Consider the following 24,450-nt stretch of genomic DNA (forward strand, 5'->3'; position numbering starts at 1 on the left):
ACGGCTTCCTCTCACTTGGCCAGATACGCAGAGAACATCACGGACGCGTCGGGAAGGTCGTCCGGATTGAAATTTCCTGGGTCGATGTCCACAGGCACACCGTCGCAGTCGAGAGAGACGGGATCCGTAGGGTTGGTGTTCGAGGGGAAGTCGCAGCGCGGCTGGATGACGGCCACCGCCCGGGCCTTGGCCGTCATGTTCTCCGTTCCGGGAATGATCGAATCACCCACGGTGTAGTCCGTCACGACATCCACCTGGAATCCCGGGGCACCGTTTACCTCGGTGGGCTGGACGCTTCCGTCGAGGGACGAATTGTTCTGGGCAGCCAGCTCTGCGGCCGCTGCATCGACCTCGTCGACGGGAAGTCCCCCCATGGACAGGTCCAGCCAGTCCAGCCAGTCGCCGTTGCCGGCGTCGATGGCCTCACTGAGGTCCAACAACAGTTCTTCCCTCGCCTGCTGCGCAGCCGCCAACGCCGCGGCGTCCGCAGCGGACTGCGCTCCGCTGCGGGCGGAGGCGGCCTGAGCGAACGCGAAGAACGCCAACCCTGCGAAGAGCAGGATCGTCGTCAGCCAGATGTAGAGGGGAAGGGTCGATCCCCGGTCGCAGACCAGCCGCGCGCCTGTCAGCCGATAACGCTCTTTACGGCGTTCAGGATCGCCTGGGAGATCAACCCGTCCAGCCCCAGACCGTCGATCATCACAAAGATCCCCGCGACGATGATCATGATGCCCGCGTACTCCACGAACCCCGCGCCCGAGTCCCGGTCTTTCCCCCGCATGCGGGCGGAGACCGTGGTCCTCCAGGCTTCGAAACGGTGTTTCACCTTCATGGCGGTTGCCTTCCCGCGCGATGCCGACACCAACCGGATCACCGTACGTGAGACGGCACGTACGCGGGGTGGGTCCGGGGGCCCAACTTTTGTTGGGGGGTGGGGTCATCGGGGCCACCCCCCGAGGGTGGTGCCCAGCCAGTGGGCTATGGCTTCGCTTCGGGTCGAGCTGTGCAGTTTCGCGAAGATGCGGTTGATGTGGTTCTTGACGGTCTTCTCGCTGATGAAGCAGGTGGCGGCGATCTGACGGTTGTTCATGCCGGACGCGATGAGGTCCATCACCTCCACCTCTCTTGAACTCAGGCCGTAGGAAGGGCGGTTGGCGCGGTCGAGGGTGTGGCGGTACAGAGTTGGCGCGTGCGTGGGGCCGGACTCTGACGACTGTGTCATAAATGGTTGCAGCTGCGAAGGTCGGTCGTGACTTTCGTGTGAAGGTTCGTAGGAAACGCCGAGTGAAGTTGAGACAGTCGCGGAGATGGTCGGGCGCCCCTCCCGCAGATCCCGTACCGCTGTCATCAGTTCGGGGGCCGTGAAGTCGCCGTGGACCAGGTAGCCGGAGGCGCCGCGGCGCAGGGCCTCGGTCACCACCTCGGGCTCCGTGCTGTAGGTCAGCATCATCACGGGGCAGAGGGCGGCCAGTTCGGGGAGCGCGGTCAGGCCGTCCGTGCCCGGCATACGGACGTCGAGGAGGGCGACGTCCGGGCGGTGCCGGAGGGCTTCGCGCACCGCCTCCTCGCCGTTCGTGGCCTGGGCCACCACCGTGATGTCGGGGTGTGCGCCCAGCAGGGCGGTGAGGCCGGCGCGGACCACCGGGTTGTCGTCCGCGACGAGTACGCGAAGGGGTGGGCCGGGGCGTGCCTGCGGCTGGTCAGGCATGTGCGGCCTCCTGTCGGGGGGTGGGGGTGACGGGGGGTTCGGGGCGGGGCAGCGCGAGGGTCAGGGCGACTTCCGTGCCGGGGCTGGTCGTGCGCACGCGGAGGGTGCCGTCCGCGCGGGCCGCTCGCTCCGCCATGCCCAGGAGACCGAAGTGGCCGGATCTTTGCGCTTCTTCGAGGGTGAGGGCGCCCGGCAGTCCCACGCCGTCGTCCTTGATCACGAGGTGGAGCGTGTCCGGCGTGGTCGTCAGGGAGAGCTCCGCCGTGGTCGCGTGGGCGTGGCGGTGGATGTTCTCCAGGGCCTCCGAGGTGATCGCGAGGAGGTGGCGGGTCGTTTCGGGCGGGAGGGGCGGGGGTGGCGCGCCGGTGTGGGTGACGTGGGTGGGGATCGATGTGCGGGACGCGAAGTCCCTGGCCCTCTCCAGCAGTTCGGCCGTGAGGTCGGTGGGTGGGGCGGGCGTCGTCAGGTCCGTGTGGTGGCGTAGGTCCGTGAGGAGTTCACGGGATTCGGCGGCGGCTCGGCGGGCCGCCGACGCGACGAGGCCGGCTTGTTGTCTGAGGTGGGCCGGGTCGGGGGCGGGGCGGTCCGCCGAGGTCGCCAGGGCGTCGGCGGCGAGGGCGAGGCCGTGGAGGGTCTTGGCCACCGAGTCGTGGAGGTCGCGGGCCAGGCGAGCGCGCTCGGACTCCACGGCCTCCGCGACGGCCAGGCGGGAGGTGGCTTCGGAGAGGGCCTGGGTGGCCGTACCGAAGCGGAACATCAGGTTGCGGAGGGTGACTCCGATGATGCCGGCGGCGACGCAGAAGCCGGCGATGAGGAGGGTGTTGGCGCCTGCACCGGGACGGTGTTCCCAGGCGCGGTGGACGGTGAGGAGGACGGCGAGCTGGAGGCCGGTGAGGACGCCTGCGCCGCGCCAGCCGTAGAGGAGGCCGGAGAGGAGGGGGGTGCAGACGGTGGCGTAGGCGAGGGGGGAGACCGGGGAGGCGGTGAGGAGGAGGACCGCGCCGAAGAGGAGGTCCAGGGCCATGAGAGTGGGGTGGGCGAGGAGGCGGGGGGCGAAGCGGTCCCAGTCCCTGAGCATGGCGTACGAGACGGTGATGCCGAGGACGGCGGCGGTGAGTACGGCGTGCGTCGGTGGGCCGTTCGTGGTGTTGGCCATGGCGAACGGGGTGCCGATGGTGAGGGCGGTGAGGCGGACGGCGAAGGTCTGGCGGGCGAGGGCCTGGAGGGCGTTGAGCTGGAGGCGGAGAGTGGCGGGGGGTGTGGCGTCGTCCTGGAGGTAGCCGGTCGTGGGGCTGGGCGGGGGTGGGGTGCGTCGGCCCTCGCTGGGGCTGGGCGGGGGTTGGAGGTGCTTGCCCGCGCCGACAGGGTGCCGCTGCGCCCACCCTCCCCCGCTCCCGGCTTCGCTCGAGCGGGGGGACCTCCATCGCCCCAACGGCACGACTGCCCGCACCCGGGACAAGGGGGGAGTCAGGCGGGGAGACCGGCGGGGGTTCATCAGCGGCCCAGGATTTCGCCGAAGTTGGTTCCCGAGCCCAGGAACATGCCCGTGGCGATGAGGATCATCGTGGCCGGGAGCATGAAGACCAGCGTGACGAGGGTGGCCTTGGGGATGGTGCGGGCGGCTCGGCGGCGGGCGTTCTGCGCGTCGGTGCGGCGCATGTCGGCGGCCAGTTGGATCAGGGTCTCGGCGATGGGGGAACCCAGTTCCTCGCCCTGTTGGAGGGCCGAGACGAACTGTGCCACCTGTTCGGAGGAGTTGCGCCTGCGGAGTTCGTCGAAGGCCTGGCGTCGGCTGACGCCCATGTCCATCTGGCGCAGGGTGATGCGGAGTTCGTCGGCCCACGGACCCTCGTACTTCTCCGCCACCCGGTCCAGCGCCTGACGGAAGCCCAGGCCCGCCGAGACCACGACCGCGAGGACGTCGAGGAAGTCGGGCAGCGTGCGGTCGATGACGTCCTTGCGCTCGCGGATGGCCTGCCAGATCGCCGCGTCGGCGGCGAGGAGACCGAAGGCGAAGGTGAACGCGGCGAACAGGGGGCGTCCGCTGGTGAGGAAGACCAGGCCCATGAAGGCGCCGAAGAAGCCGTAGACGGCCCGGCGGGCGGCGTAACGGTTGAGGGTGAGGCCGCCGGGGTTGCCCGCCATGTCGATGCGGTGGCGTTTGGCCTCGACGCGGCGCGGGCCCATGAGGCGCAGGACCAGCGGGGCGAAGCGCATGCCCAGGCGGTCGACGGCCGAGCCCGTCTTGGAGACCCGGGTGGCGCCCACCTCCAGGGCGAGGGCCAGGTCGCTCGGGAGTTTCGCGTCGGCGCGGATCATGCGGATGCCCAGGAGCACGCCCGCCACGGAGATCGCCATCAGGAGGGCCAGGAGGAGCGGGAGGAAGGAGGGCGTCGAGGTCGTCATGTCGGTCACCGGGGCCTTCTCATACTTCGATCTTGCCGAGGCGGCGGATGACGAAGAAGCCGACCGTGTAGAGGCCGATCGAGATCAGGACCAGGAGCTGGCCGAGGGGCGAGCCGGTCACCCGGGCCAGGGCGCCGTCGTTCGAGGAGTTGATCAGGAGGAGGGAGCCGAGGCCCAGGAGGGGGACGGTGAAGGCCGTCGCGTTGACCTCGGAGAGCATCGTGCGGACCTCGCGGCGGGTCTCCTTGCGGTCCTCCAGCGTCTGGGTGAGGTTGCGCAGCGAGCTGACCACCGAGCCGCCCGCCTTGTTGGACAGGACGAGGGTGGTGACGAGGACGATCAGTTCGCGGGAGGGGAGGCGTTCGGCCAGCTCACCGAGGGCGTCGTCCACCGAGCGGCCGAGCGCCAGCTGGTCGGCGACCCGCGCCAGTTCCTCACCGGCGGGGGCCTCCAGTTCCTCCGCCGCCATCGCCAGTGCCGTACGGAGGGCCAGGCCGGCCGCGGTGGCGTTGGCCAGGAGGCGCGCCACGTCCGGGAGTTGGTTGATGAAGGCCTCGATGCGCTTCTGGCGCTGCCAGTTGAGGAAGATGGCGGACGCCCACACGCCCACGGCGCCCGCGATCGGGCCGAAGAAGGGCGCCAGGGTGGCGGCGGCGATCAGCCACAGCGCCACGACGACCATCGCCACATAGGTGGCGAACTCCCCTGCGGTGAGGTCCAGTCCGGTCGTGGTCAGACGGAGGTGGATGGCGCGGCCCAGGCGGGTGCGGCGCAGGCGGCGGTCGACGGCCGTGAAGCGCCGCACCCGGCCCGCCGCCGTGCGCGGGGGGCCGCCCTGGTGGCCCGCGAGACGGTCGACGAGGGCCTGGCGCTGGGCGCGGCCGGAGGCGTACGCGTGCGCGCCGGCGACGGCGAGGGTGCCGCAGAGGACGGTGGCGCCGAGAGCCAGCAGAGTGATGTTGTCCAGGTCCAGGGGTGCCTGGGCCAGCGTTGCCAGGGGCTCCTGGAGTGCCTGGCGTGCCTGGGGCACTTGGGTCGCCTGGGTCACCTGTGCTGTCTCAGCTGCCTGGGCTGCCTGGGCTGCCTGGGCTGCCTGCGCTACCTGCGCTGCCTGCGCTGTCGCCATGGTCGGTCCTACCTCCTCGGGGCTCTCGGCTATCCGATGGCCTGGCGGGTGTTGAGCGGGTCGATGGCCTCGGTCACGCCGTACGCGGGGGGCAGCGGCTCGTTGGCCACGTACAGCTTCTCCGCGACGGGGCGGGGTATCGGCAGGTGCTCGAAGCGGCCGTGGACGACGCGGTCGGCGCCGAGGGGGTCGGGGGCGAAGCGGGAGACGGTGGCGATCCGGAACTGTTCGCGGCCGTGCGAGACGAGCAGGGCGATCTCGGTGACCTTGCGGGAGCCGTCGGCGAAGCGGGTGAGCTGCACGACCACGTCCACCGCCGAGTTGATCTGGTCCTTGAGCGCCTCGAAGGGGATGAGGACCTCGGACATCGAGCCGAGGGTCTGCAGGCGCATCAGCGCGTCCTCGGCGGAGTTGGCGTGGACCGTGGCGAGGGAGCCGTCGTGGCCGGTCGACATGGCCTGGAGCATGTCGAGGGTCTCGCCGCCCCGGACCTCACCGACGATGATGCGGTCGGGGCGCATACGGAGGGAGTTGCGGACCAGGTCACGGATGGTGATCTGGCCCTTGCCCTCGATGTTGGGGGGCCGCGACTCCAGGCGGATCACGTGTTCCTGCTGGAGCTGGAGTTCGGCGGAGTCCTCGATGGTGATGATGCGTTCGCGCGGTGGGATCAGGCCGGAGAGGGCGTTGAGGAGGGTCGTCTTTCCGGTGCCGGTACCGCCGCTGACGATGACGTTGAAGCGGGCGCGGACGAAGGCCGCGAGGAGCATCAGCATCTGCTCGTCGAGGGAGCCCAGGTCGATGAGCTCGGGGAGGGTGTACGCGCGGGGGAAGCGGCGGATCGTGAGGGTCGGACCGGTGAGGGCGAGTGGGGGGATGATGACGTTGACGCGCTCGCCGGTGGGGAGGCGGGCGTCGACCATGGGGTTGGATTCGTCGACGCGGCGGTTGACGGTCGAGACGATGCGTTCGATCGTCTGCATGAGTTGGTCGGTGGAGGCGAAGCGCAGGGGCAGTTGCTCCACTCGGCCGGCTCGTTCGACGAAGATCGAGTCCGGGCCGTTGACCATGATCTCCGTGACCGACGCGTCGGCGAGGAGGGGTTCGAGGACGCCCAGGCCCAGGGCCTCGTCGACGACCCTGCGGATGAGTTGGGAGCGTTCGCCCGAGGAGAGGACCGGGCCCTCCCGGCTGATGATGTGGCCGAGGACGCGTTCCAGGCGGGCCCTGCGGTCGGCCGCGCTCAGGGCCGACATCTCTGCGAGGTCGATCTCTTCGAGGAGCTTGGCGCGGTAGACGGCCACGAGGTGTCCGTCCTCGCGCCCGGCTCCCCCCTCGTCGGGGGCGGCGATACGGGATCGCAGGCTCATCTTGTCGTCAACTCCTCTCGGGGGTGGGCATCTTGGGCCGGTGCGGTGCGGTGCGGGGGTGCCGGGGGGCGGGGTGTGTGCGGGTGGGGTCAGGGGTCGAGGTCGTTGGGCATGGTGGCCGAGCGTTCGACCGTGACCGGGTCGAAGAGGGGGACGACCGAGGGGACGGTGACCACGACCGTGGCGGTGGTGGTGTCGGAGCCGCCGCCTCCCGCGTCGACCGAGGGGTCCAGCCACGCGCTCGCCGCGGCCACGCCGGCGGCCGCGCCGTTCCCGGGTTCGAGCGACTCGGCGCGGGCGGCGGCCCGGGCGGCCGATCCGGCCTGGCTGATGCCGTAGCCGATCAGGCCGAGCTGGATCGCCGCCATGCCCACGAGGAGCAGGATCGGGAGGAAGCCCGCGAACTCCAGGATGGAGGAGCCCCGGTCGTTCCAGCGGTGGGCGCGGTGCCGTCCCGTGGGTGGGGGGTTCGCCCGGGTGCGGTGGGTGGGTCGCCGTCCCGTGGGTGGGGGGTTCGCCCGGGTGCGGTGGGTGGGTCGGGGGCGCGCCGGGGGTGTCCGTCCTCGGAACGGCGCGGAATCGGTCGGCTGTGAAGTCCGACCTGTTGACGCGCCAACCGCTGCGGGCGGACACCCCCCGACACGCCCCCTTCTCGCCGTTCGCGGCTCACCCGCCGTGCGGGCTGTGTCGCGGTCGTCACTGTGGTCGGGCGTACGGCACCCGTTGCGGTGGTCGGGCGGGTACGGGTCATGGCGCGTCTCCCTCCAGGGCCGCGCCCGCCTCGCCGTTGACGGTCCAGCCCGTGTCGAAGCCCGGGAAGAAGAGGGGGACGTTGGCCTGGACCTCGGCTCGCATGACGGGGCCGACTGCGGCGCAGTCGATGGCGGTGTCGCTCCAGGCACCCGGCAGGTGCGCGCCGCCCGCCGTCTGGCACGCGCCGGCGATGTCGCCGTCGACCGCGTACGCGGCGGTGGCGGCGCGGGCGGCCTCGTCGGCGGCGTTGCCGGCGAGGGAGTAGGTGTAGCCGTAGAGGGCCGCCTGCCAGAGGATCGTCATGGTGATCAGGATCAGGGGGAGCATGCCGGCGAATTCGAGGGTCGCCGAGCCCCGGTCGCCGCCCTTGCGGCGCAGGACGAGGGCGCCTCGGTCGGCGGAGGACCTGCGGCGCCGGCCGCCGTGGCCGTGGTCCGGCGCGGCGACCAGTTCCAGTTCACCGGCCAGCGCCCACAGCGCCTGTTTGACGACGGAGCGGGCGTCGAGGTCCTGGAGGCGGCCCGCGTCGACGACGGACTGGAGTTCCTTGAAGGCGGCGGGGACGGCGGCGCGGGCCACCTTGGTGCCGGTGACCTTCTCGACCAGGGAGGGCTGGATCTCCGTGGCGCGGGACAGGCGGTTGACGACCGTCAGGGTCTCCTCGGCCTTGCGGATCTGGAGGCGGTCCCAGAGGCGGACCATGCGTTTGGCGGCGCGGACCGCGACGACGTCCGGGGTGACCAGCAGCAGGGCCTGGTCGGCCATCTCGACGGCCGCCGCCGTGGCCGCGTTCATCTGGGAGCCGCAGTCGACGATCACCACGTCGTGCCGGGAGCGGAGGGTGGCCACCACCTGGCGGGCCACCCGGTCCGTCACCTCCTCGCCGCGTTCGCCCTCGGCGGGGGCGAGGAGGAGGGAGATACCGGTGTCGTGGGCGTAGACGGCCTCCTGGAGGACACGGGGGTTGAGGTCCGTGATGGCGGCCAGGTCGGCGACCGAGCGGCGGAACTGCACGTCGAGGTATGAGGCCACGTCCCCCGACTGGAGGTCGAGGTCGAGGAGGGCGACCGTACGGCCGGACGCGCGGGCCGCGAGCGCGAGCTGCACGGCGGTGACGGTGGCGCCGACGCCGCCCTTGGCCCCGCTGACCGTGACGACGGTGCCGCCGGGGCCCGCGTACAGCTCGGGCGTTCCGCTGCCGAGGTGGCGTCGCATGCCGGCCGACCAGGCGGCGGCGGCCTGGACGCGCTCGGCGAGGGACTCGTACGAGAGGGGGAGGTTGACGATGCCCCGGGCGCCGGAGTCCATGGCGGCGGTCAGGACGCCCGTGCTGGTGTCGGAGGTGACGAGCACGACGCCGACCGCCGGGAAGCGCAGGACGAGGTCGCGGACCAGGTCCAACGCGGGGACCGGGCCGATCCGTTCGTGGACCAGCACCACCTCCGGCAGCTCGTCCAGCGAATCGGCGGCCATCCGCGCCAGGGTGTCCAGCAGCGCGGTGGAGTCGGCGACGGGTGGTGCCGGTTCCGCGTCGGCGAGCTGGCCCAGCAGGGTGGTGAGGGCACGGGCCGATTCGACGTCACCGGCGGCGGGGAGGATGCGGATGGTCATCGGCGGATCCCCGTTCGTGTGGCGAAGGACGCGGAGGGCGCGGGGGCCTCGGACGGGCGGGGCTCGGCCGCCGCGCGGCGGCGGGGCTCGCCGGGCGTCGTCCTCGGCGACCACGCCCCCGGCGCACCGGGCACCCGAGGCCCGCTCGTGGGCCTCGGCACCGTCGTGCGCCGTACCCCCCTGAGCATGCCCACCCTCGACGCGCCCATCCGCAGCGGCATTCGACGTACCCCCGTTCGAGGTTCCCTCGTGCGGACGTTCCGGACCGACCTCATCGCGGGGCCTCCTACTTGTCCTCGTCGAGGGTGTACGAGCGGTCGTCCGGTACGACGACGGTGGCCTCGCCGCCCCCGACGAGGGCGAGACGGACATGCTCGGCGAACGACTCGGCGAAGGCGACGCGCTGGGCGTCGGCGGTGTCGAGCGCGAAGGTGATCGGGACGGCCTCGGTCGCCGTGCGCCGGCGGTCGCTGCTGGACTGGCCCGGTTCGAGGGGGGTCAGCTTCCCGACGTCGATGACCCGGGCGTCGGCGACCATGAGCTTGGACGTGTCCTTGCCCGAGTCGCTGTCCTTCTCCTCGAACGTGGCGTAGATGTTGACCAGCGACCCCGGGTTGATCTTTCCGGCCACGCCGGTGGAGGCGTCGATCAGGATGGCGATCTCCTGCTGGCCCGCTTCGAGTTCGGGGCGGTCGACGATCATGTCGGACTGGAGCAGGGAGCCCTTGCTCAGCTGGGTGACGGCGATCTTCCCGCGGATCTCCGCCAGATCGGTGACGGCCGTGCCGGACAGCCACCGCTCCGGCATCGAGATCTTCTCGAACTGGCCCGCCGTCAGCTCTTTGTAGGGAGCGATGTCGCTCTTCAGCCGGTACGCGGTCACCTCGGGCCCGACCTTCGCGTTCACGTCACGGATCACCGAGAGCACCCCGGCGAAGGCGGCCAGGGCGCACAGGGCCGAGAGGACCAGCAGGATGACGCCGCGGCGCTGGCGTGAGTTCACTACATCTCACCTCGTGGGGACGTGCCGGGCACGTGAGCGGGCCTGCTGCTCGACCGGGGCGGGGACGGGCGGGTCGTACGGCCCTGCGGGCTGTGGAGTTGTCGTACGGCTGTCATGTGACCCCTCGGGGCAGCGCGCGCACGGGCGGCGGTTCGGGCTCTCGTAAGGGGGCCGAGCAGAACCCGCAGCGGTCGCCGATGAGTTCGAGGCCGCACCAGTGGCAGGTCTCGCGGCGTACGGACGACACGAGTTGGTAGAGCACGGAGACGTCGCAGAGGCCGGCGGCGAACTCGACGAGCTTGCCGGTCCCCCACCAGCGCACGGATCCCTCGGGCAGCGGCACCGGCAGGGACCCCTGCACCTGCCAGGCCGGAGCGAGTGAACCGGTGACCCAGTCGGACGGCGGCTGCGGTCCCTGTGCGACGAGCAGGCGGGTGCCGAACTCGGGCCCCGCGAGGGGCTCCTCGTCGGCGGTGTGGAGCCGGACCAGCTGGGGCCGCGGGTTGGCCAGGACGGCGAACTGGGCGCCCGGCAGCCACGACTTGGCGTGCGACTTCAGCGTGACCGGCACCCGGTCGAGCTTGGCGACGGAGCCGAGGAGCGCGCCGGCGTAGATGTAGTGCGCGAGGAGGCGTACGGAGGAGGCGAGCACTCCCGGGCTGAAGTCGCACACGGACAGCTGCCGCAGCTGCTGGGCGAGCAGGGCGACGCCGAGCGGGGGCAGATCCACGCCGAGCAGGGCGATGCGGTCGCTCTCCAGCACGGAACGGACGGTGTGCAGCCGCCGGGTGACGGCCGACGCGTCGGAGGACGAGTGGAGGGCGATGACATAGCCGTGCTGCTCGATGAGCGCGTGCATGCCGTACAGGGAGGCTTCGAGGGTTTCCTGCGGCTGGACGACCGCGGGCGGGGTCTGCCGGTCGTGCGGTGGGAGCACCAGGTCGGAACTGGTGACGGCTATCGCGGTCGGCACGCTGCACACCACCCCGTTCACTTCGGCGGAGTGGTCGACCACCGCCTCAGACGGCCCCTGTGCGGAGCGACGTCTGCCTCGACGTCCCTCCTGCATCGTCTTGCATCAGCACCATATCCACGGCATGGCCCGATCAACACCGAATCTCCTTGATCAACTCACGGGCGGTGGGGGCCGTATCCACACAGAGTGAGACGCATATGCCTCAACTCGACGGGCGTCAGGGGGTATTGGGCGACCCGGACGGGTGAGCGGGGCCTGTGCGGGAGTACCTTCGTCCTCTTCTTCACGGTCGTGCCCACCCCGGTCCCGTCACCCGATGGCCGGTCCGGCGACACACTTTGCGGCAAAGGCCGTGGCGTTGCAGCGCGCCACACGCCGATGCGATGATCGCACGCATGTCTGATCACGGGGGAGGCTTCGGAGCGGCGGGCGGTATACGCCGATCCAGGATCTTCGACTACGTGGAAGGGGCCGAGCCGGCCAAGCCGAACGGTCCCGCTTCCGAACGCCCGTCGGCCCCGCCCGAAGAGCGGACCCCGTCCCCGACAGACGGCGACACCCTCTCCCCGGCGGCGGATGACGCCGCACTCGCCCACCGCCGACGCGAAGCCGCCGCCCTGCTCGGCGAGTTCCGGCGTACGGCGGTCCTCGTGCCCCTGTCGGCGGACGGCGACCCACTGACCGGGGAGTTCGGCGGTATCCGCTGGATCTACGCCTTCTCGGACGAGCCCTCCCTGGCCCGATTCGCCATCGCAAGGGGCGAAGGCGCGCGGGAGTGGACGTACGACCGAGTCCTGGGCGCCCGGCTGCTGGACGTGGCGATCCCGGCGATGCCGGTGCCGTACGGGGTGGCGCTGGACGTAGGCAGCGAGGGTCAGGGCGCGCTGTTCCCGCCGGTGACGGGGATCGTGCCGGACGCGGCGGCCGTGGACGTGGACGTGGACGTGGCTGACGGGACGAACGAGTCCGGCAGAGACGGGGAGTTGACGCAGTGAACGACGGCGGCGGTGGCGGGGGCGGCGGCGGTGAGGGCAAGGACCTTCAGGTGGAGGGCCTGGCCCTGATCACCGAGGGCATCAACCTGGCCATGTCGGAGCTCCGTGAACTCGGCATGGTCGGCGAGGCGAGTGTGGGCCGTGGCTTCTCGGACCTGGCCCTGTCCGGGCTGGAGTTGGGGCACGGCGGACTGACGTCGGCGCTCGACACCTTCTGCGAGCGCTGGGAGTGGGGAGTCCGTGCGCTGATCCTGGAGGGCAGCAGGTTCGCGGACGCGGTGGGTCTGGCGGCGGGGACGTTCCACGAGACCGAGCAGTACATCGACGGCACCTTCAAGATCGCGGCGAACTCCGTGATGGGCAACCCGCACCTCAGCGAGGACCAGGTCACCCGGATGTCCTGGGGCGAGATCGGCGACAACCACATGTTCGCCACCTCCGACTGGAGCGCGGAGTCCTGGGAGCGGGCCCAGGAGAACACCGACCAGGCCTGGAACGACGCACAGCGTGACGTGCTGACGTCCCCCGTCCTCCAGAACGGGCCGGTCGACCCGCAGGAGTCGATGGGCATGACCGACCAGCAGTACGAGGCGTGGCTGGACCAGCAGTACGGCCCCTCGCGCGAGGAGCGTGACCAGGCGGCCCAGTCCGGGGCGGACGAGAACCAGCGAGGCGGGGACGCGGGCTGATGGGCGGCTGGATCCCGGACGGCGTGGGCGACAAGCTCAAGGGCGCCGCCAACACGGTCGTCGGCAAGGCCGAAGAGGTGTACGACGACGGCAAGAAGCTCCTCGGCGAAGGCATCGACGCGGGCACCGACTACGCCGGTGAGCGTTTGGAGGACATGGGCCTCCGGGGCGTCGCGGACAAGGTGGAGGACTGGGGCGACGGCACCGCGTCCGCCCTGGGCGCCACCCCCGGCGAGCAGCAGCTCGGGGAGACCGAGCAGGCCAACGAACTGGTCCACGGCAATGTCGGCCGTATCCAGGAGAGCGCCAAGCACCTCAAGGACTTCCACACGGCCTTCGACAAGGTCGGCGACGGTATGCGCAAGCTGGACTCCTCCCACTGGAAGGGCCAGGCCGCCGACACCTTCCGCGAGAAGTTCGCCATGCAGCCCAAGAAGTGGATGCGTGCGGCGGACGCCTGCGACCAGGCCGCCAAGGCGCTCGACTCGTACGCCGACACGGTCAAGTGGGCCCAGGGCCAGGCCCAGGACGCCATCGACGCCTACAAGGCGGGCATGAAAGCGTCCCAGGCGGCCGTGGAGGCGTACAACACCAAGGTCGACGCCTACAACGCCAAGGTGAAGGCCGGTGAGGATCCCGGCCCCAAACCGGCCGAGTTCAGCGACCCCGGCAAGGCGGACATCACCCGCGCCCACGAACTCCTCAAGGAGGCCCGCCGCCAGCGCAACGAGGCCGCCCGCACCGCCACCACCTCGGTCAAGGCAGCCCTGGAGCACGCCCCCGCCGAACTGCCGCCCGCCCTCAAACTCGCCGCCAACTTCGCCGACCAGGGTGCGTCATCGGCCGTGGAACTCACCCATGTCGTCGGAGGCGTCGTCAAGGGCGGCGCGGGCATCATCACCTTCGGCCGCAGCATGAACGCGCTCGACCCGTACAACATCGCCCACCCCGCCGAGTACTACCAGAACGTCAACATGACGCTCGCGGGGCTCACATCGACGGTCGCCCACCCCGACCGGGCCCTCAAGGACGCCTGGCAGTCCGCCAAGAAGGACCCGTCCGAATTCGGGGGCCGCGTCGTCCTCGACCTGCTCGGCACCAAGGGCGCGGGGGCCGCGCGCGGGGCGGCGACAGGCGGCATCAAAGGCACGCTCAAGCACACCCTGGACGACGCGGCCGAGGCGGGAGGAGCCCAACGCGGGCTGAGGGACACCGTCGGCAAGGCGCCCCAAGAGCACGACAACCCCGGCCAGAAGGTCCAGAAGGACCCGACCGACCCGGTCGACCTCACCACGGGCAAGATGTACCTGCCCCAGACGGACGTGGTGCTTCCAGGTGCTCTCCCCCTCGTCTTCAGACGGCGTGTGGAGTCCGGCTACCACTTCGGCCGCTGGTTCGGCCCGTCGTGGTCCTCAACGGTCGACCAGCGCCTGCAGATCGACTCCGAGGGCGTCGTCTTCGTCACCGAGGACGGCCTGCTCCTCGCCTACCCCCACCCCGCGCCGGGTGTCCCCACCCTCCCCAGCCACGGCCCCCGCTGGCCCCTGGACCGCGAGGACGGCGGCTACACGGTCACCGACCCCGGTACGCGCCGCACCTGGCACTTCACCGACCGCGGAGACGACCTGGCCGTCATCGAGCAGATCGACGACCGCAACGGCAACTGGCTCACCTTCGAGTACGACGCCGAGGGCACCCCGCTCGGCATCGTCTCCAGCGCCGGATACGACGTACGCGTCACCACGGAGGCCGGCCGGATCACGGCACTCCACCTGGCCTCCGGCAACCAGGAACTGAAGCGCTACGGCTACACGGACGGCCACCTGACCGAGGTCGTCAACTCCTCCGGCCTCCCCCTCCGCTTCACGTACGACGAGGCCGGCCGCGTCACGTCCTGGACGGACACGAACGACCGCGGCTACACGTACGAGTACGACGACCGGGACCGCTGCGTCGCCGAGGGCGGCACGCACGGCCACATGAGCCTCCGCTTCACCTACGGCGAACGGGACCCGGCAACCGGTCACCGCGTGACGACCACGACAACGGGCGAGGGCCACACCCGCCGCTTCGTGATCAACGACGCCTGCCAGGTCGTCACCGAGATCGACCCCCTGGGCGCCGCCACCCACTTCGAACGGGACCGCTACCACCGCCTCCTCTCCCTGACGGACCCCCTCGGCCACACGACCACGTACCGCTACGACGAAGCCGGCAACCCGACCGTCGTCACCCGCCCGGACGGCCGCGAGGCGAGGGCCGAGCACAACGAACTCGGCCTGCCGGTGCGGGTGGTGAACCCGGACGGCACGGTCGTCCGCCAGACGTACGACGAGCGGGGCAACCGCACCTCCGTGACCGGGCCGACCGGCCACACCACCCACTTCACGTACAACGAGTCGGGCCACCTGACCGCCGTAACGGACCCCCTCGGCCACACGGCAACGGTCCGCTGCGACCCCGCCGGTCTCCCGTTGGAGATCACGGACCCCCTCGGCGCGGTCACCCGCTACGCACGTGACCCCTTCGGCAGACCCGTCACCATCACGGACCCCACAGGTGCGGTGACCCGGCTGGAGTGGACGGTCGAGGGCCACCTCGCCCGCCGCACCGCCGCCGACGGCACCACGGAGTCGTGGACGTACGACGGCGAGGGCAACCGCACCACCCACACCGACCCGATGGGCGGCGTATCCCACTTCGAGTACACCGACTTCGACCTGCTGACGGCCCGCACGGGCCCGGACGGGGTCCGCTACGAGTTCGACCACGACAAGGAGCTACGCCTGACGCGGGTGACCAACCCGCAGGGCCTGACGTGGGCATACGAGTACGACGCCGCAGGCAACCTGGTCACGGAGACGGACTTCGACGACCGCACCCTCACGTACACCCACGACGAGGCGGGTCGCCTGAAGACCCGCACGAACGCGCTCGGCCAGGTGGTTTCCTTCGAGCGCGACGAACTGGGCCAAGTGCTCCGCAAGGACGCGGCGGGCGACGTCACGACGTACGCGTACGACATGACGGACCAACTCGCCCAGGCGACAGGCCCGGACGGTACGACACTGACGATCCTGCGCGACCGCTTCGGCCGGGTGCGCTCGGAAACGGTCGACGGCCGCGAACTGACGTACAAGTACGACGAGTTCGGTCGACGGCTATCCCGCACAACACCGACAGGGGCGACAACGACCTGGACGTACGACGCGACCGGTCGCCGCACGGGGATGACAGCCTCGGGCCGCACCATCGACTTCACCTACGACGAAGCCGGCCGCGAACTGACCCGTCACATCGGCGAAACGGTCGCCCTGCACCACACCTTCGACCCCATGGGTCGCCTGACGACCCAGTCGGTGATGGCGGCAGACGACCGCTCGATCCAACACCGCTCATACTCCTACCGCTCCGACGGCAACCTGACCGGCATCGACGACCAACTCTCCGGCTCGCGCCACTTCGCCCTGGACGCGGCGGGCAGGGTGATCGCGGTCCACGCGGCGAACTGGACGGAGACGTACGCCTACGACGAGGCGGGCAACCAGACATCAGCGTCGTGGCCGACGGACCACCCGGGCCAAGAGGCGACGGGGCTGCGCTCGTACGAGGGCACCCGCATCACCCTCGCGGGCAAGGTCCGCTACGAGCACGACGCCCTCGGCCGCATCACCCTCCGCCAGAAGCCCCGCCTGTCCCGCAAACCGGACACCTGGCGATACAAGTGGGACGCAGAGGACCGTCTGATGTCGGTGACAACACCGGACGGCACGCGCTGGCGCTACACCTACGACCCCCTGGGCCGCCGCACGGCGAAACTCCGTATGGCAGACGACGGGGAAACGGTCGTCGAACGGGTCGACTTCACCTGGGCTGACACGACACTCTGCGAACAGACCACCATGTCCCCGGCCCTCCCGAACCCGATCACCCTCACCTGGGACCACCAAGGCCTGCGGCCCATCGCCCAAACGGAACGCATCACCGCAGCCGACGCGACTCAAGAAGAGATCGACTCCCGCTTCTTCTCCATCATCACGGACCTGGTGGGCACGCCCAGCGAACTCGTAGACGAACAGGGAGACATCGCCTGGCACACGCGGAGCACGCTGTGGGGCACGACGGCCTGGGCCGCGAACAGCACTACTTACACGCCCCTCCGTTTCCCCGGCCAGTACTACGATCCCGAAACCGGACTCCACTACAACTACTTCCGCCACTACGACCCGGAAACCGCCCGCTATCTCAGCCCCGACCCTCTTGGGATAGCTCCGGCACCAAACCCCACCACGTACGTCAATAACCCACATTCATGGGCTGACCCCCTGGGACTCGCACCATGCCCTCGAGGGGCCTGGGAAGAGAAAGCAGATTTCTCCAGCCAGAAAGTAATGAGCAAGAAATTCCATGCCCACGCAGAAGATTTTATTGACAATCCGGGAAATCTAAATAAGGCTAATCTTCAGCGGTTCGAAGGAGCCATGCGGGAGCACATGACCGCAGACGGCACTAAAATCTATAGATTCGACTATCGAAATCAAGGAGCAGCAGTCGGGTTCATCGATCCAGCGACTCAGAAGATGGTTATGCTGCGGGCAGACGGTAAATTCTGGTCCGCTTGGGAATTGAGCGATAAACAGTTCCAGGGGATTATCGACAAGGGGTTTCTGTGGTGAATCATCCGGAAAACGATCAGCATGTAGACCTCTCCGATGTGCTCGACCGGGACGGGTCACTCGCCTCCTCCTGGCTGCGGGGCAAGTCGGTAACTCCCGTACCAGTCGGTCCTCACATGGATGCAGCGCTGACGCGACGTGTCGCGGCCGGCTGCCGCGCTGTTGGCGCATCGCACGTCGTTTGCGCCAACCTCCCGAGCGGTTCCTCGCAAACGGCCACGACAACGCTTCGCCTCCCGATCGACTCGGGGCATGACGCCATCACACCGCCATCCGTCATGTACACCCCCGACCGGCAAGGCGTTGTCCTGTTCCGGGAAGCGGGTTACGCACTCATCGCGGGTAGCGACTCCTTCATGGCTGCCGCCGTGAGAGAGGGGGTCGACACCGCACGGGCGCGTTTCGGCCGCCACGCACGAAAGCTATCGGCCTGCCACCCCACCTTGACGACCGTGTCCGCCGCTTACCCGTCCGCGCGCGGGGCATGGTCAGACCCAGCCGACGTTCCTCTTGGAAGTGCGGCGGCCCAACTACTCGCGCTGCTGGACAAGTTCGTCGGCGGCACCTGCTCCGCACCTGAGTTCGCACATGGCTGGTGGGAGGCCAGACGAGCCTCACGGGCGAATGGGGAACGCATCCAAGGCCCACTCGCAGATCTCTTCGACCGTGTTTTCATGACCCTCGAGGACTATTCGGTCGACCCAGAGCTCTGGGAGCCTGGCGAATTGACTGATTCGGAACTAAAAACAGCTATCCAGGAGATCGGAAACACATTTCACCACCCCAAAGAGGATAGCAACTAACCGCTGCACATGCTCGAAGTCCTATACTTTCTGAATCATGGCGACCCGGCTCCTTCCTTTCCGCTTAGGGTCAATTCGCTCGCCACGTGTTCCCAAAATTGAAGTTTTAACGCCGAAAGAGGGGGCATGACTAGAACGGTCAAGTATCTCCTGCGCAGCCCCACTGGCGGACTGACTGCCAACCTCACAGCACATGCACGACTTACCACCGAATCAGTGGACCCCCCGGACGTACAGATCCACGGCAGCGTACGCCTGGCTCTGCCACCCGGTGGACTGCACTGGAAAGATCTCGCATGGCTATCCTTCGGTGTCGCTCTCAATGCACGGGAATTGACCAAGAGGTTTCCTCATGGAATCACCATACAAGTCACCTCGATCGAAGCACCGCCGAGCGACTACCGCTCCGAAGTTGCAGCGCTGGCAATGAACCTGTGGCTGCACGAAGAGTTCGAAATCCCCTTCAACAACGTCGGTGCGGAATTCAATATATCGTCCGGAGATTACGAATTCAGATGGGACGATGAAGGAGACCCCTTCTCCGACCCTTTGATTGAGCCGCGATAAAATGATGCATTCGCCACAGGAATCTCACCCACTTTCCGGGAGATGACCAAGGTCCTGCTCATGGAGTTGGAGGACGTGAACTGCTGGACGCCGGCCGAGGCGGTCGGCCGTCCAGGCCCGCACCGCCTCCAACATCTCCAAGCGTGGGGGTGCGCCTCTCGGCGGCTCCGGCGGGTGGCGCACCCAAACCCCCACTAACTTCGAAGACCCGCTAATCATCCAAGACGGAGGGTACTCAGGCCCTGTCTGGTAATGGCTTGAATGGATTCCACATGCCGACCCGAAGTGCGCGCGCGATGCAAGTATTCAGCAGATTTGGAGAACTTGCCTGGTTTTCTCTGCCTTCGGAGATACACCCTGTGTACGGATACCCGCAGGTGCCGTATATGGGATGGCGCTACACATCTGCCCAAGAAGACCTCGCACGCCTCATCGAAGATGCCGTAGGAGCACTGCCAACAAAAGTCGAATGGACACTCGACAGGACAAGAAAAAATTTACTCCTGATTCCAACGCGGATTTTGCGCGAAGCAGACGGGCTCGCCAGCCCAGCATTCGCCAACGTTGTCCACTCCGTAAACACTCAGGACCACGAATTTTGTTTCAGGGCGCTATCGGATCTCGACCTCATCCTCCAGCGCTTGCAGCAGGTCCCGATCCCGAAAGAATGATCAGCTAACCAATACTTCGCCCCCCGCTGGCGCTGTTGCGATGGTGGGAGTCGGAATCTGGGGAGATCATCGAGGCTGAACTATGAGCAGAGGCGGGACGACGCGTGAGCGGGAGCCGAGCGTGGGCATGGGTCGATGCCCAGCGGTGGCCCGAACGAGCCACCCGCTTCCGCGAATGCGAACACATGGTCACCACCAGCGACAACAAGGACGCCCGCCGCATCGCCTCCGCCGAACTCGGCCGCATCCTCGCCGACGCGGAGGCCAACGCCGTGTGAGTGACTGAACCTGTGATGTGCATGCCATGTCCAGGCATCGCGTCGAACTCAAGCATCCTGTTTTGACCTGCGGAGGTCCGGTAAATGCAGCCGGGGAATCAGAGATCGCTGGAGGTGGCGGAAGCTTGCAGGAATCGAGTCCATGGAATGAGGGATCCAAGACCGATCCCTCCGCATTGGATCCAGGAAACATCCCACTCCGATCAATCGGCGCGCTGGAAGAACTGGCCTCCAGAAAGGATGGACCTCCTATCGAATGGCAGGCATGGGAAACGCTGCGCACATTTGCAGTCGGGCGGATGCACGATGCCGGTCTGAGTGCTGACACTCGCCTTCGTTGGGTCCACCTCGCCTTGATCGCGCTCAAGCGGAAGGGCGAGAATGCCGAGCTCGACACTGCAGCCGTTCTATCCGACGAGGCCTACATTCGCGCCTACGCAATCCGACAGTTCGGCGCCATACAGGACGCTGGAATTCGCGATCCGGCAGATCTATGCAAATCGGTGTTCCGGGAGATCGGAGAAACAAGGGGCGATGTGCACGCTCAGGCCACAAACTGGCACACCCGACCGGTTCCGGAAATCTTGCGCCTCCGACGCATCAAGAACATGTTGACGCCTCTGCGGGATCTGGCGGGTGTAATACCTATGGACGATCCAACACGCAACGAACTATCAGCTTGGTTGCCCCTGATCCTTGATCTGCCCTAACAGATCATGACCAGCGCGCCTTCGTTTCACTCGTCTGCGGCCCGACCTCGTTCTTCGCAGCCTGGAAGGTCTCTCGATCATCCACCGCTGAGTTACGGCAGGTCTGTCCAGTGGCCGAAGACCCATCGCACAGACTCGCCACACGACGACGATCCGCCGCGACCGCGCCGGCCTCGCCTTGGACATCACGGCCCCCTTCGGCGCGGTCACCCGCTGCGAACGTGAGCCGCACGACATCCTCAAAGAATCGAAGTACACGTACCGATACTGAAAAAGGCTTACAGACGTGGATGACAGCAATGCGGGTGAGCTGCAGATCTACTCAGTGGAGGAAAGGGAGAATGCAGCTGCTACCTGCATCGTTCGATGCGTGGGCGGCATCGTGAGAACCGGTCAGAAGTTCCGCGTGGAAGCAACCGGCGACGCGACTGACGACTCATCACTCATGAGCCTTGACTGGATCAATCGCTACGAAAAGCTAATAGAATTCATCGACCCACCACACAGCGCTAAAGTACATCTTTCAGGGCAAGGAGTTTCCTTGCTGGAAAGAGGGGTCATCCTGTATTCTATTCCAACCGAATAAGGAGATTCGTCCTGTCGTGCTCCTCGATGGTCGGCCAACACCTGGAGATCGACTCCGAGGGCATGACCTTGTCCGGCGACAATCACATCGATCTGGGTCTGGAATTCGACGGACGGGTCCCGCGGTCGACCTTTGGTGGCCCTTCAAGACATTCGAAACCATCAGGAACTCGACGTCACAGTGACAGCAGTCGCCCCAGCGGGTTCACAAGTCGACACGGATGGTGAAGTCGGCTTCATCGACCAGGTGAAACATCCTGCCTGGCGGGATGCCGAAGTACCCACGCCGCGCGTGGGCGACCGATTGCACGTCGTCGTGTTGGACGCCATCCAGGGGGATGTCCAGACCGCCCGAGAGTTGCGTTCTCGCAACTCATGACGCCTCAGCCCAGCGACCTCCGCCACATCATCCGGCCCCACCCACTCACGGCCTTCCGCAACACACTGGCCGAGGAGTGCGGCGCGAATCGCATGGCGGGCGATGCGCGGGGTCCGGGGGTCGTTCGGCAGGTCCAGGCGGCATTGCCATGTGCGAGGAGCCGTCGAGGACGAGCGCGGGGGCGGGACAGGGCAGGCCGAGGTCGCTTCGGGCATGGGGGTTCCCTTCGGGAGGCAACTGCCGTATGTGGCTTGCTCATTACTGAATGCAGGGCGGCCCTTTGGTTACATTGCCAAAGGCCCTGTCCCCCAGTTGGACACCGCTCAGGTCGACAGCTCGCACGGGCCGGAATTCCTGGGTGGGGAGGCTCAGTTGGCCAAGTACCGTGCCCACTTGGACTGGATGGAGCGCATCGCGCTGTCACCGGAGGCTTCACGCGACTTCATCCGCGCCATCGCCAACGATCTGTGAGGCATAGCCATAGCCGGTGCCGAGGAGACCTACCTCACCGACACCCGGGAAGCACTGCGCACTCTCATTCTCGACATCAAGGCGGGCAAGGCGGATCACTTGCTCTGAGGTTCCGCACCCCTCACCCCGTGCGGAAAGCACAGTGGCTATCCCATCGGGCGATAGTAGCCGAGCACCTGGGCCAGGTGCGCGAACCACTGTTGGAGGCGCTCCCGGGGCCTGGCCTCGACCGAGCACTCGAAGAAGTCGCCGTCGAGGTGGACGACGGCGACCATGAGGGCCTTGCCGTTGCCGCTCGCCTTGTAGTGGACGCTGCGGATCTCGGGCCAGGAGAAGTCGACGGAGACGCCGTGGTCCTCGAAGGCGACCCCGCCCGCGTCGACGACGACGGAGTTGTGCCGGTCGACGGCCAGGAACTCCGGGCCCTGGGGTGACTGGCCGTACGGCTGCTGCGGCGGCGCGTAGGGCTGCTGCTGGGCGTAGGGCTGCGGTGGCTGCGCGTACGGCTGCTGCGGGGGCGGGTACGGCGGGCCGGGGGGCGTGGGCGGTGGCGTGTACGGCGGGGGTGGGGGGCCGAAGCCCTGGTGGCCTCCCGGCGGTGTCCCCGGCTGCTGCGGCGGCGGTGGCTGGTGACCCTGTTCAGGCTGGTCCATCGGTGTGTGTCCTCTGCCCCGTTGGTGTGACTCGTACCGCACCGTATCTCTCACCGTTCCGTGAAACATTCCCCGGGGGCCGGCGCATCAAGGGAGTGAGAGGCGACAACGCGAGTCCGTTCAGGGGGAGCCACAGATGAGACCAGTCCGCGCGGACGGATACCAGGAGTTCGCGGCGGCGCGGGCGGGTCATCTGTACCGGTCCGCGTGTCTGCTCACCGGCGGGGACACCCATCTCGCCGAGGACCTCGTGCAGGAGACGCTCGGCCGGTTGTACGTGAAGTGGGGGCGGGTGCGGCGGGCCGACAACCCGGTCGGCTATGCGCAGACCGTGCTGACCAGGACGTTCCTCGCCCACCAGCGGCGCCGCAGCAGCCGGGAACGGGCCACCGACGTCATCCCGGACGGACCCGCCGCGCCCGGCGCCGACGCGTCCCTGCGGCTCACGCTCGTCGAGGCCCTGGCCCAACTGCCGCCCAAGGACCGGGCCGTGGTCGTCCTGCGCTACTGGGAGGACCGGTCCGTCGAGGAGACCGCAGCGGCGATGAACGCCAGCTCGGCGGCGGTGCGCACCCGGTGCGTCCGCGCCCTCGCCCGACTGCGCGTCCTGCTCGGCGACGCCATCGGCGAGTACGCCACACCCTGAGCACCCCGCACCCACCGACTCCAGCACACCCACTCGCAGAAACGGCGGTTCGTCATGCCCCAGGAACAGCACGAAGACCCCTTCGAGGGCAGGCTCGGCAACGCCCTGCGCCGGGTCGGCGGCGCCTTCGAGACCGATCACCAGGCGCTGGTCGGCGGCGGCGCCGTGCGCGGCCGGCGGCTGCTGTTCCGCCGACGGGCGGCGATGCTGGGCGGGGTGGCCGGCATCGCGCTCGTCGGGGTGGGCGGGGCGCTCCTGCTGCCCGGCACCGGCGACGGGGCCGGCCAGCGGTCCGTGGCGGCGAAGCGGTCCATCGCGCCGGACGCCGAGCAGGTCGTCAGGGACGACGACGGCGCGGTGTCCGGCGCGGAACTCGTCGGCATGCTCAAGGAGTTGCTGCCGGACGGGAGCATCAGCGGGGAGTCCGCTCGGGGCACGAGCGCGGACGGGGGGCCGTACGCCCAGGTCGTGTACGACGACGGCGGGGGCGGGGGGGCCGTGCAGCTCGGGGTCGGGCGGATCGACGCCGACAGCGAGCACGCCCGGCAGCTGACCGACTGCCCGGACAAGGCGTTCGTCGGGTACGACTCCTGCGAGGAGAAGACCCTGCCGGGCGGTGCGCGGCTGATGCTCTTCCGGGGCTACGAGTACCCGGACCGCCGCGTGGACACCAAGCACTGGTACGCGCAGTTGGTCGATCCGGCGGGGTACGAGGTCAGCGTCATGGAATGGAACGCGGAGGCGCAGAAGGACGCGCCGGTCACCCGTGCCGAACCGCCGCTGTCCCTCGACTCCTTGACGACGATCGTCGGGGACCCGGGCTGGCAGGCGGTAGCCGACGCCATCACGGAGGAGTCGGAGAACGGCGGCGGCACGCGGGAGGACCAGGGGGAGAAGGAGGAGTCGTCGACGGTTCCGCCCGGTGGCGGGTCGGTCGATGCCCCGGTCGTCGGGGGCGAGGCCATTCGCAAGACACTCGTCAGCCTTCTGCCCGAGGGCGTCGACGTCGTCACCGAGGACAGTCAGGTGTCGGACTTCGCGTACGTCGTCCTCGACGACGGCGAGGGGCGGAGCCTGGTGCAGGTCAATGTGCAGCTGGGCGTGGCGGACCGCGCGGACACGTTGTTCGGCGCCGACGCCGAGACCCTGGCCGACGGCACGAAGGTCGCCACCCGGCAGGAACCCGGGGAGAAGGGCGGCGAGGGGGTCGTCATGTGGACCGCGGACACGCTCCGCGTCGACGGGCTGCGGGTCGTGATCAGCGCCTTCAACTCCGGCGCCCAGCACACCGCCGCGACCCGCGAGACCCCCGCGCTCACCATGGCTCAGCTGAGGGAGATCGCCACCAGCGAGCGGTGGAAGTCGCTCGACTGA

Annotated in this window: 23 protein-coding genes and 1 pseudogene; 12 read left to right on the forward strand and 12 right to left on the reverse strand. The window is 68.6% G+C overall.

Going from position 1 to position 24,450, the window contains the following annotated elements; translation table 11 throughout:
* Window positions 1–11 precede the first annotated feature (11 nt).
* The 11 genes from K1J60_RS15605 to K1J60_RS15655 all read right to left on the reverse strand — a co-directional run bounded on the left by K1J60_RS15605 (window position 12) and on the right by K1J60_RS15655 (window position 10,950).
* The gene (locus tag K1J60_RS15605) at window positions 12–629 is read right to left on the reverse strand and encodes a pilus assembly protein TadG-related protein (RefSeq protein WP_259408270.1); all 618 of its coding nucleotides are present in this window, start codon (window positions 627–629) and stop codon (window positions 12–14) included.
* Window positions 626–832 (reverse strand): hypothetical protein, encoded by a 207-nt coding sequence (locus K1J60_RS15610; RefSeq protein ID WP_220651481.1) that lies wholly within the window; start codon window positions 830–832, stop codon window positions 626–628. The genes K1J60_RS15605 and K1J60_RS15610 overlap by 4 nt, the downstream gene beginning before the upstream one ends.
* A 105-nt stretch (window positions 833–937) precedes the next feature.
* The gene (locus tag K1J60_RS15615; protein WP_220646750.1) at window positions 938–1,708 is read right to left on the reverse strand and encodes a response regulator transcription factor; all 771 of its coding nucleotides are present in this window, start codon (window positions 1,706–1,708) and stop codon (window positions 938–940) included.
* Entirely contained in the window at window positions 1,701–3,158 is a 1,458-nt protein-coding gene (locus tag K1J60_RS15620) for a sensor histidine kinase (RefSeq protein ID WP_259407738.1), read from the reverse strand. The genes K1J60_RS15615 and K1J60_RS15620 overlap by 8 nt, the downstream gene beginning before the upstream one ends.
* Before the next feature lie 44 nt (window positions 3,159–3,202).
* The gene (locus K1J60_RS15625; protein ID WP_220651482.1) at window positions 3,203–4,114 is read right to left on the reverse strand and encodes a DUF5936 domain-containing protein; all 912 of its coding nucleotides are present in this window, start codon (window positions 4,112–4,114) and stop codon (window positions 3,203–3,205) included.
* A gap of 19 nt (window positions 4,115–4,133) precedes the next feature.
* On the reverse strand, window positions 4,134–5,081 hold the full coding sequence (locus K1J60_RS15630; RefSeq protein ID WP_220651483.1) for a type II secretion system F family protein: 948 nt from the start codon (window positions 5,079–5,081) through the stop codon (window positions 4,134–4,136).
* Between the two features lie 188 nt (window positions 5,082–5,269).
* Window positions 5,270–6,610 (reverse strand): CpaF family protein, encoded by a 1,341-nt coding sequence (locus K1J60_RS15635; RefSeq protein ID WP_033531779.1) that lies wholly within the window; start codon window positions 6,608–6,610, stop codon window positions 5,270–5,272.
* A gap of 89 nt (window positions 6,611–6,699) precedes the next feature.
* Window positions 6,700–6,978 (reverse strand): hypothetical protein, encoded by a 279-nt coding sequence (locus tag K1J60_RS15640; protein WP_398683225.1) that lies wholly within the window; start codon window positions 6,976–6,978, stop codon window positions 6,700–6,702.
* A gap of 379 nt (window positions 6,979–7,357) precedes the next feature.
* A complete protein-coding gene (locus tag K1J60_RS15645; RefSeq protein WP_220646752.1) occupies window positions 7,358–8,974 on the reverse strand; it encodes an AAA family ATPase in 1,617 nt (538 codons plus the stop codon).
* Between the two features lie 286 nt (window positions 8,975–9,260).
* Window positions 9,261–9,977, reverse strand: coding sequence for a Flp pilus assembly protein CpaB (cpaB, locus tag K1J60_RS15650; RefSeq protein WP_220646753.1), 717 nt, complete (start codon window positions 9,975–9,977; stop codon window positions 9,261–9,263).
* 112 nt (window positions 9,978–10,089) lie between these two features.
* On the reverse strand, window positions 10,090–10,950 hold the full coding sequence (locus K1J60_RS15655; protein ID WP_259407739.1) for a hypothetical protein: 861 nt from the start codon (window positions 10,948–10,950) through the stop codon (window positions 10,090–10,092).
* A gap of 398 nt (window positions 10,951–11,348) precedes the next feature.
* On the opposite strand from K1J60_RS15655, the gene K1J60_RS45835 reads away from it, so the two are divergent.
* The 10 genes and pseudogenes from K1J60_RS45835 to K1J60_RS45840 all read left to right on the forward strand — a co-directional run.
* On the forward strand, window positions 11,349–11,948 hold the full coding sequence (locus tag K1J60_RS45835) for a hypothetical protein (RefSeq protein WP_259407740.1): 600 nt from the start codon (window positions 11,349–11,351) through the stop codon (window positions 11,946–11,948).
* Window positions 11,945–12,637 (forward strand): hypothetical protein, encoded by a 693-nt coding sequence (locus K1J60_RS15665; RefSeq protein ID WP_259407741.1) that lies wholly within the window; start codon window positions 11,945–11,947, stop codon window positions 12,635–12,637. The genes K1J60_RS45835 and K1J60_RS15665 overlap by 4 nt, the downstream gene beginning before the upstream one ends.
* The gene (locus K1J60_RS15670; protein ID WP_220646755.1) at window positions 12,637–17,313 is read left to right on the forward strand and encodes a putative T7SS-secreted protein; all 4,677 of its coding nucleotides are present in this window, start codon (window positions 12,637–12,639) and stop codon (window positions 17,311–17,313) included. Before K1J60_RS15665 ends, K1J60_RS15670 begins: the two co-directional genes overlap by 1 nt.
* A complete protein-coding gene (locus tag K1J60_RS15675; protein WP_220646756.1) occupies window positions 17,310–18,116 on the forward strand; it encodes a colicin immunity domain-containing protein in 807 nt (268 codons plus the stop codon). Before K1J60_RS15670 ends, K1J60_RS15675 begins: the two co-directional genes overlap by 4 nt.
* Window positions 18,117–18,242: 126 nt before the next feature.
* Complete coding sequence (locus K1J60_RS15680; protein ID WP_220646757.1) at window positions 18,243–18,683, forward strand: hypothetical protein; 441 nt, start codon at window positions 18,243–18,245, stop codon at window positions 18,681–18,683.
* A gap of 272 nt (window positions 18,684–18,955) precedes the next feature.
* Complete coding sequence (locus K1J60_RS15685; protein WP_220646758.1) at window positions 18,956–19,354, forward strand: hypothetical protein; 399 nt, start codon at window positions 18,956–18,958, stop codon at window positions 19,352–19,354.
* Window positions 19,355–19,458: 104 nt separating this feature from the next.
* Window positions 19,459–19,632, forward strand: coding sequence for a hypothetical protein (locus tag K1J60_RS15690; protein ID WP_220646759.1), 174 nt, complete (start codon window positions 19,459–19,461; stop codon window positions 19,630–19,632).
* 26 nt (window positions 19,633–19,658) lie between these two features.
* The gene (locus tag K1J60_RS15695; RefSeq protein ID WP_220646760.1) at window positions 19,659–20,342 is read left to right on the forward strand and encodes a hypothetical protein; all 684 of its coding nucleotides are present in this window, start codon (window positions 19,659–19,661) and stop codon (window positions 20,340–20,342) included.
* A 286-nt stretch (window positions 20,343–20,628) separates the two neighbouring features.
* Window positions 20,629–20,928: a hypothetical protein gene (locus K1J60_RS15700; protein ID WP_220646761.1), complete on the forward strand. Its 300-nt coding sequence runs from the start codon at window positions 20,629–20,631 to the stop codon at window positions 20,926–20,928.
* 672 nt (window positions 20,929–21,600) lie between these two features.
* A pseudogene (locus K1J60_RS45840) lies at window positions 21,601–21,777 on the forward strand (Scr1 family TA system antitoxin-like transcriptional regulator); the annotation flags it as partial.
* A gap of 146 nt (window positions 21,778–21,923) precedes the next feature.
* Here the strand turns inward: K1J60_RS45840 and K1J60_RS15710 are convergent.
* Window positions 21,924–22,430 (reverse strand): hypothetical protein, encoded by a 507-nt coding sequence (locus K1J60_RS15710; RefSeq protein WP_220646763.1) that lies wholly within the window; start codon window positions 22,428–22,430, stop codon window positions 21,924–21,926.
* A 136-nt stretch (window positions 22,431–22,566) separates the two neighbouring features.
* Here K1J60_RS15710 and K1J60_RS15715 point away from each other — a divergent pair, with 136 nt between their 5' ends.
* Both K1J60_RS15715 and K1J60_RS15720 read left to right on the forward strand, forming a co-directional pair.
* Window positions 22,567–23,076, forward strand: coding sequence for a SigE family RNA polymerase sigma factor (locus tag K1J60_RS15715; RefSeq protein WP_220646764.1), 510 nt, complete (start codon window positions 22,567–22,569; stop codon window positions 23,074–23,076).
* Between the two features lie 54 nt (window positions 23,077–23,130).
* Complete coding sequence (locus K1J60_RS15720) at window positions 23,131–24,450, forward strand: hypothetical protein (RefSeq protein ID WP_220646765.1); 1,320 nt, start codon at window positions 23,131–23,133, stop codon at window positions 24,448–24,450.

Origin of the sequence: Streptomyces akebiae (genome assembly GCF_019599145.1) — a bacterium.
In the GTDB taxonomy this organism is placed as follows: Bacteria; Actinomycetota; Actinomycetes; order Streptomycetales; family Streptomycetaceae; genus Streptomyces; species Streptomyces akebiae.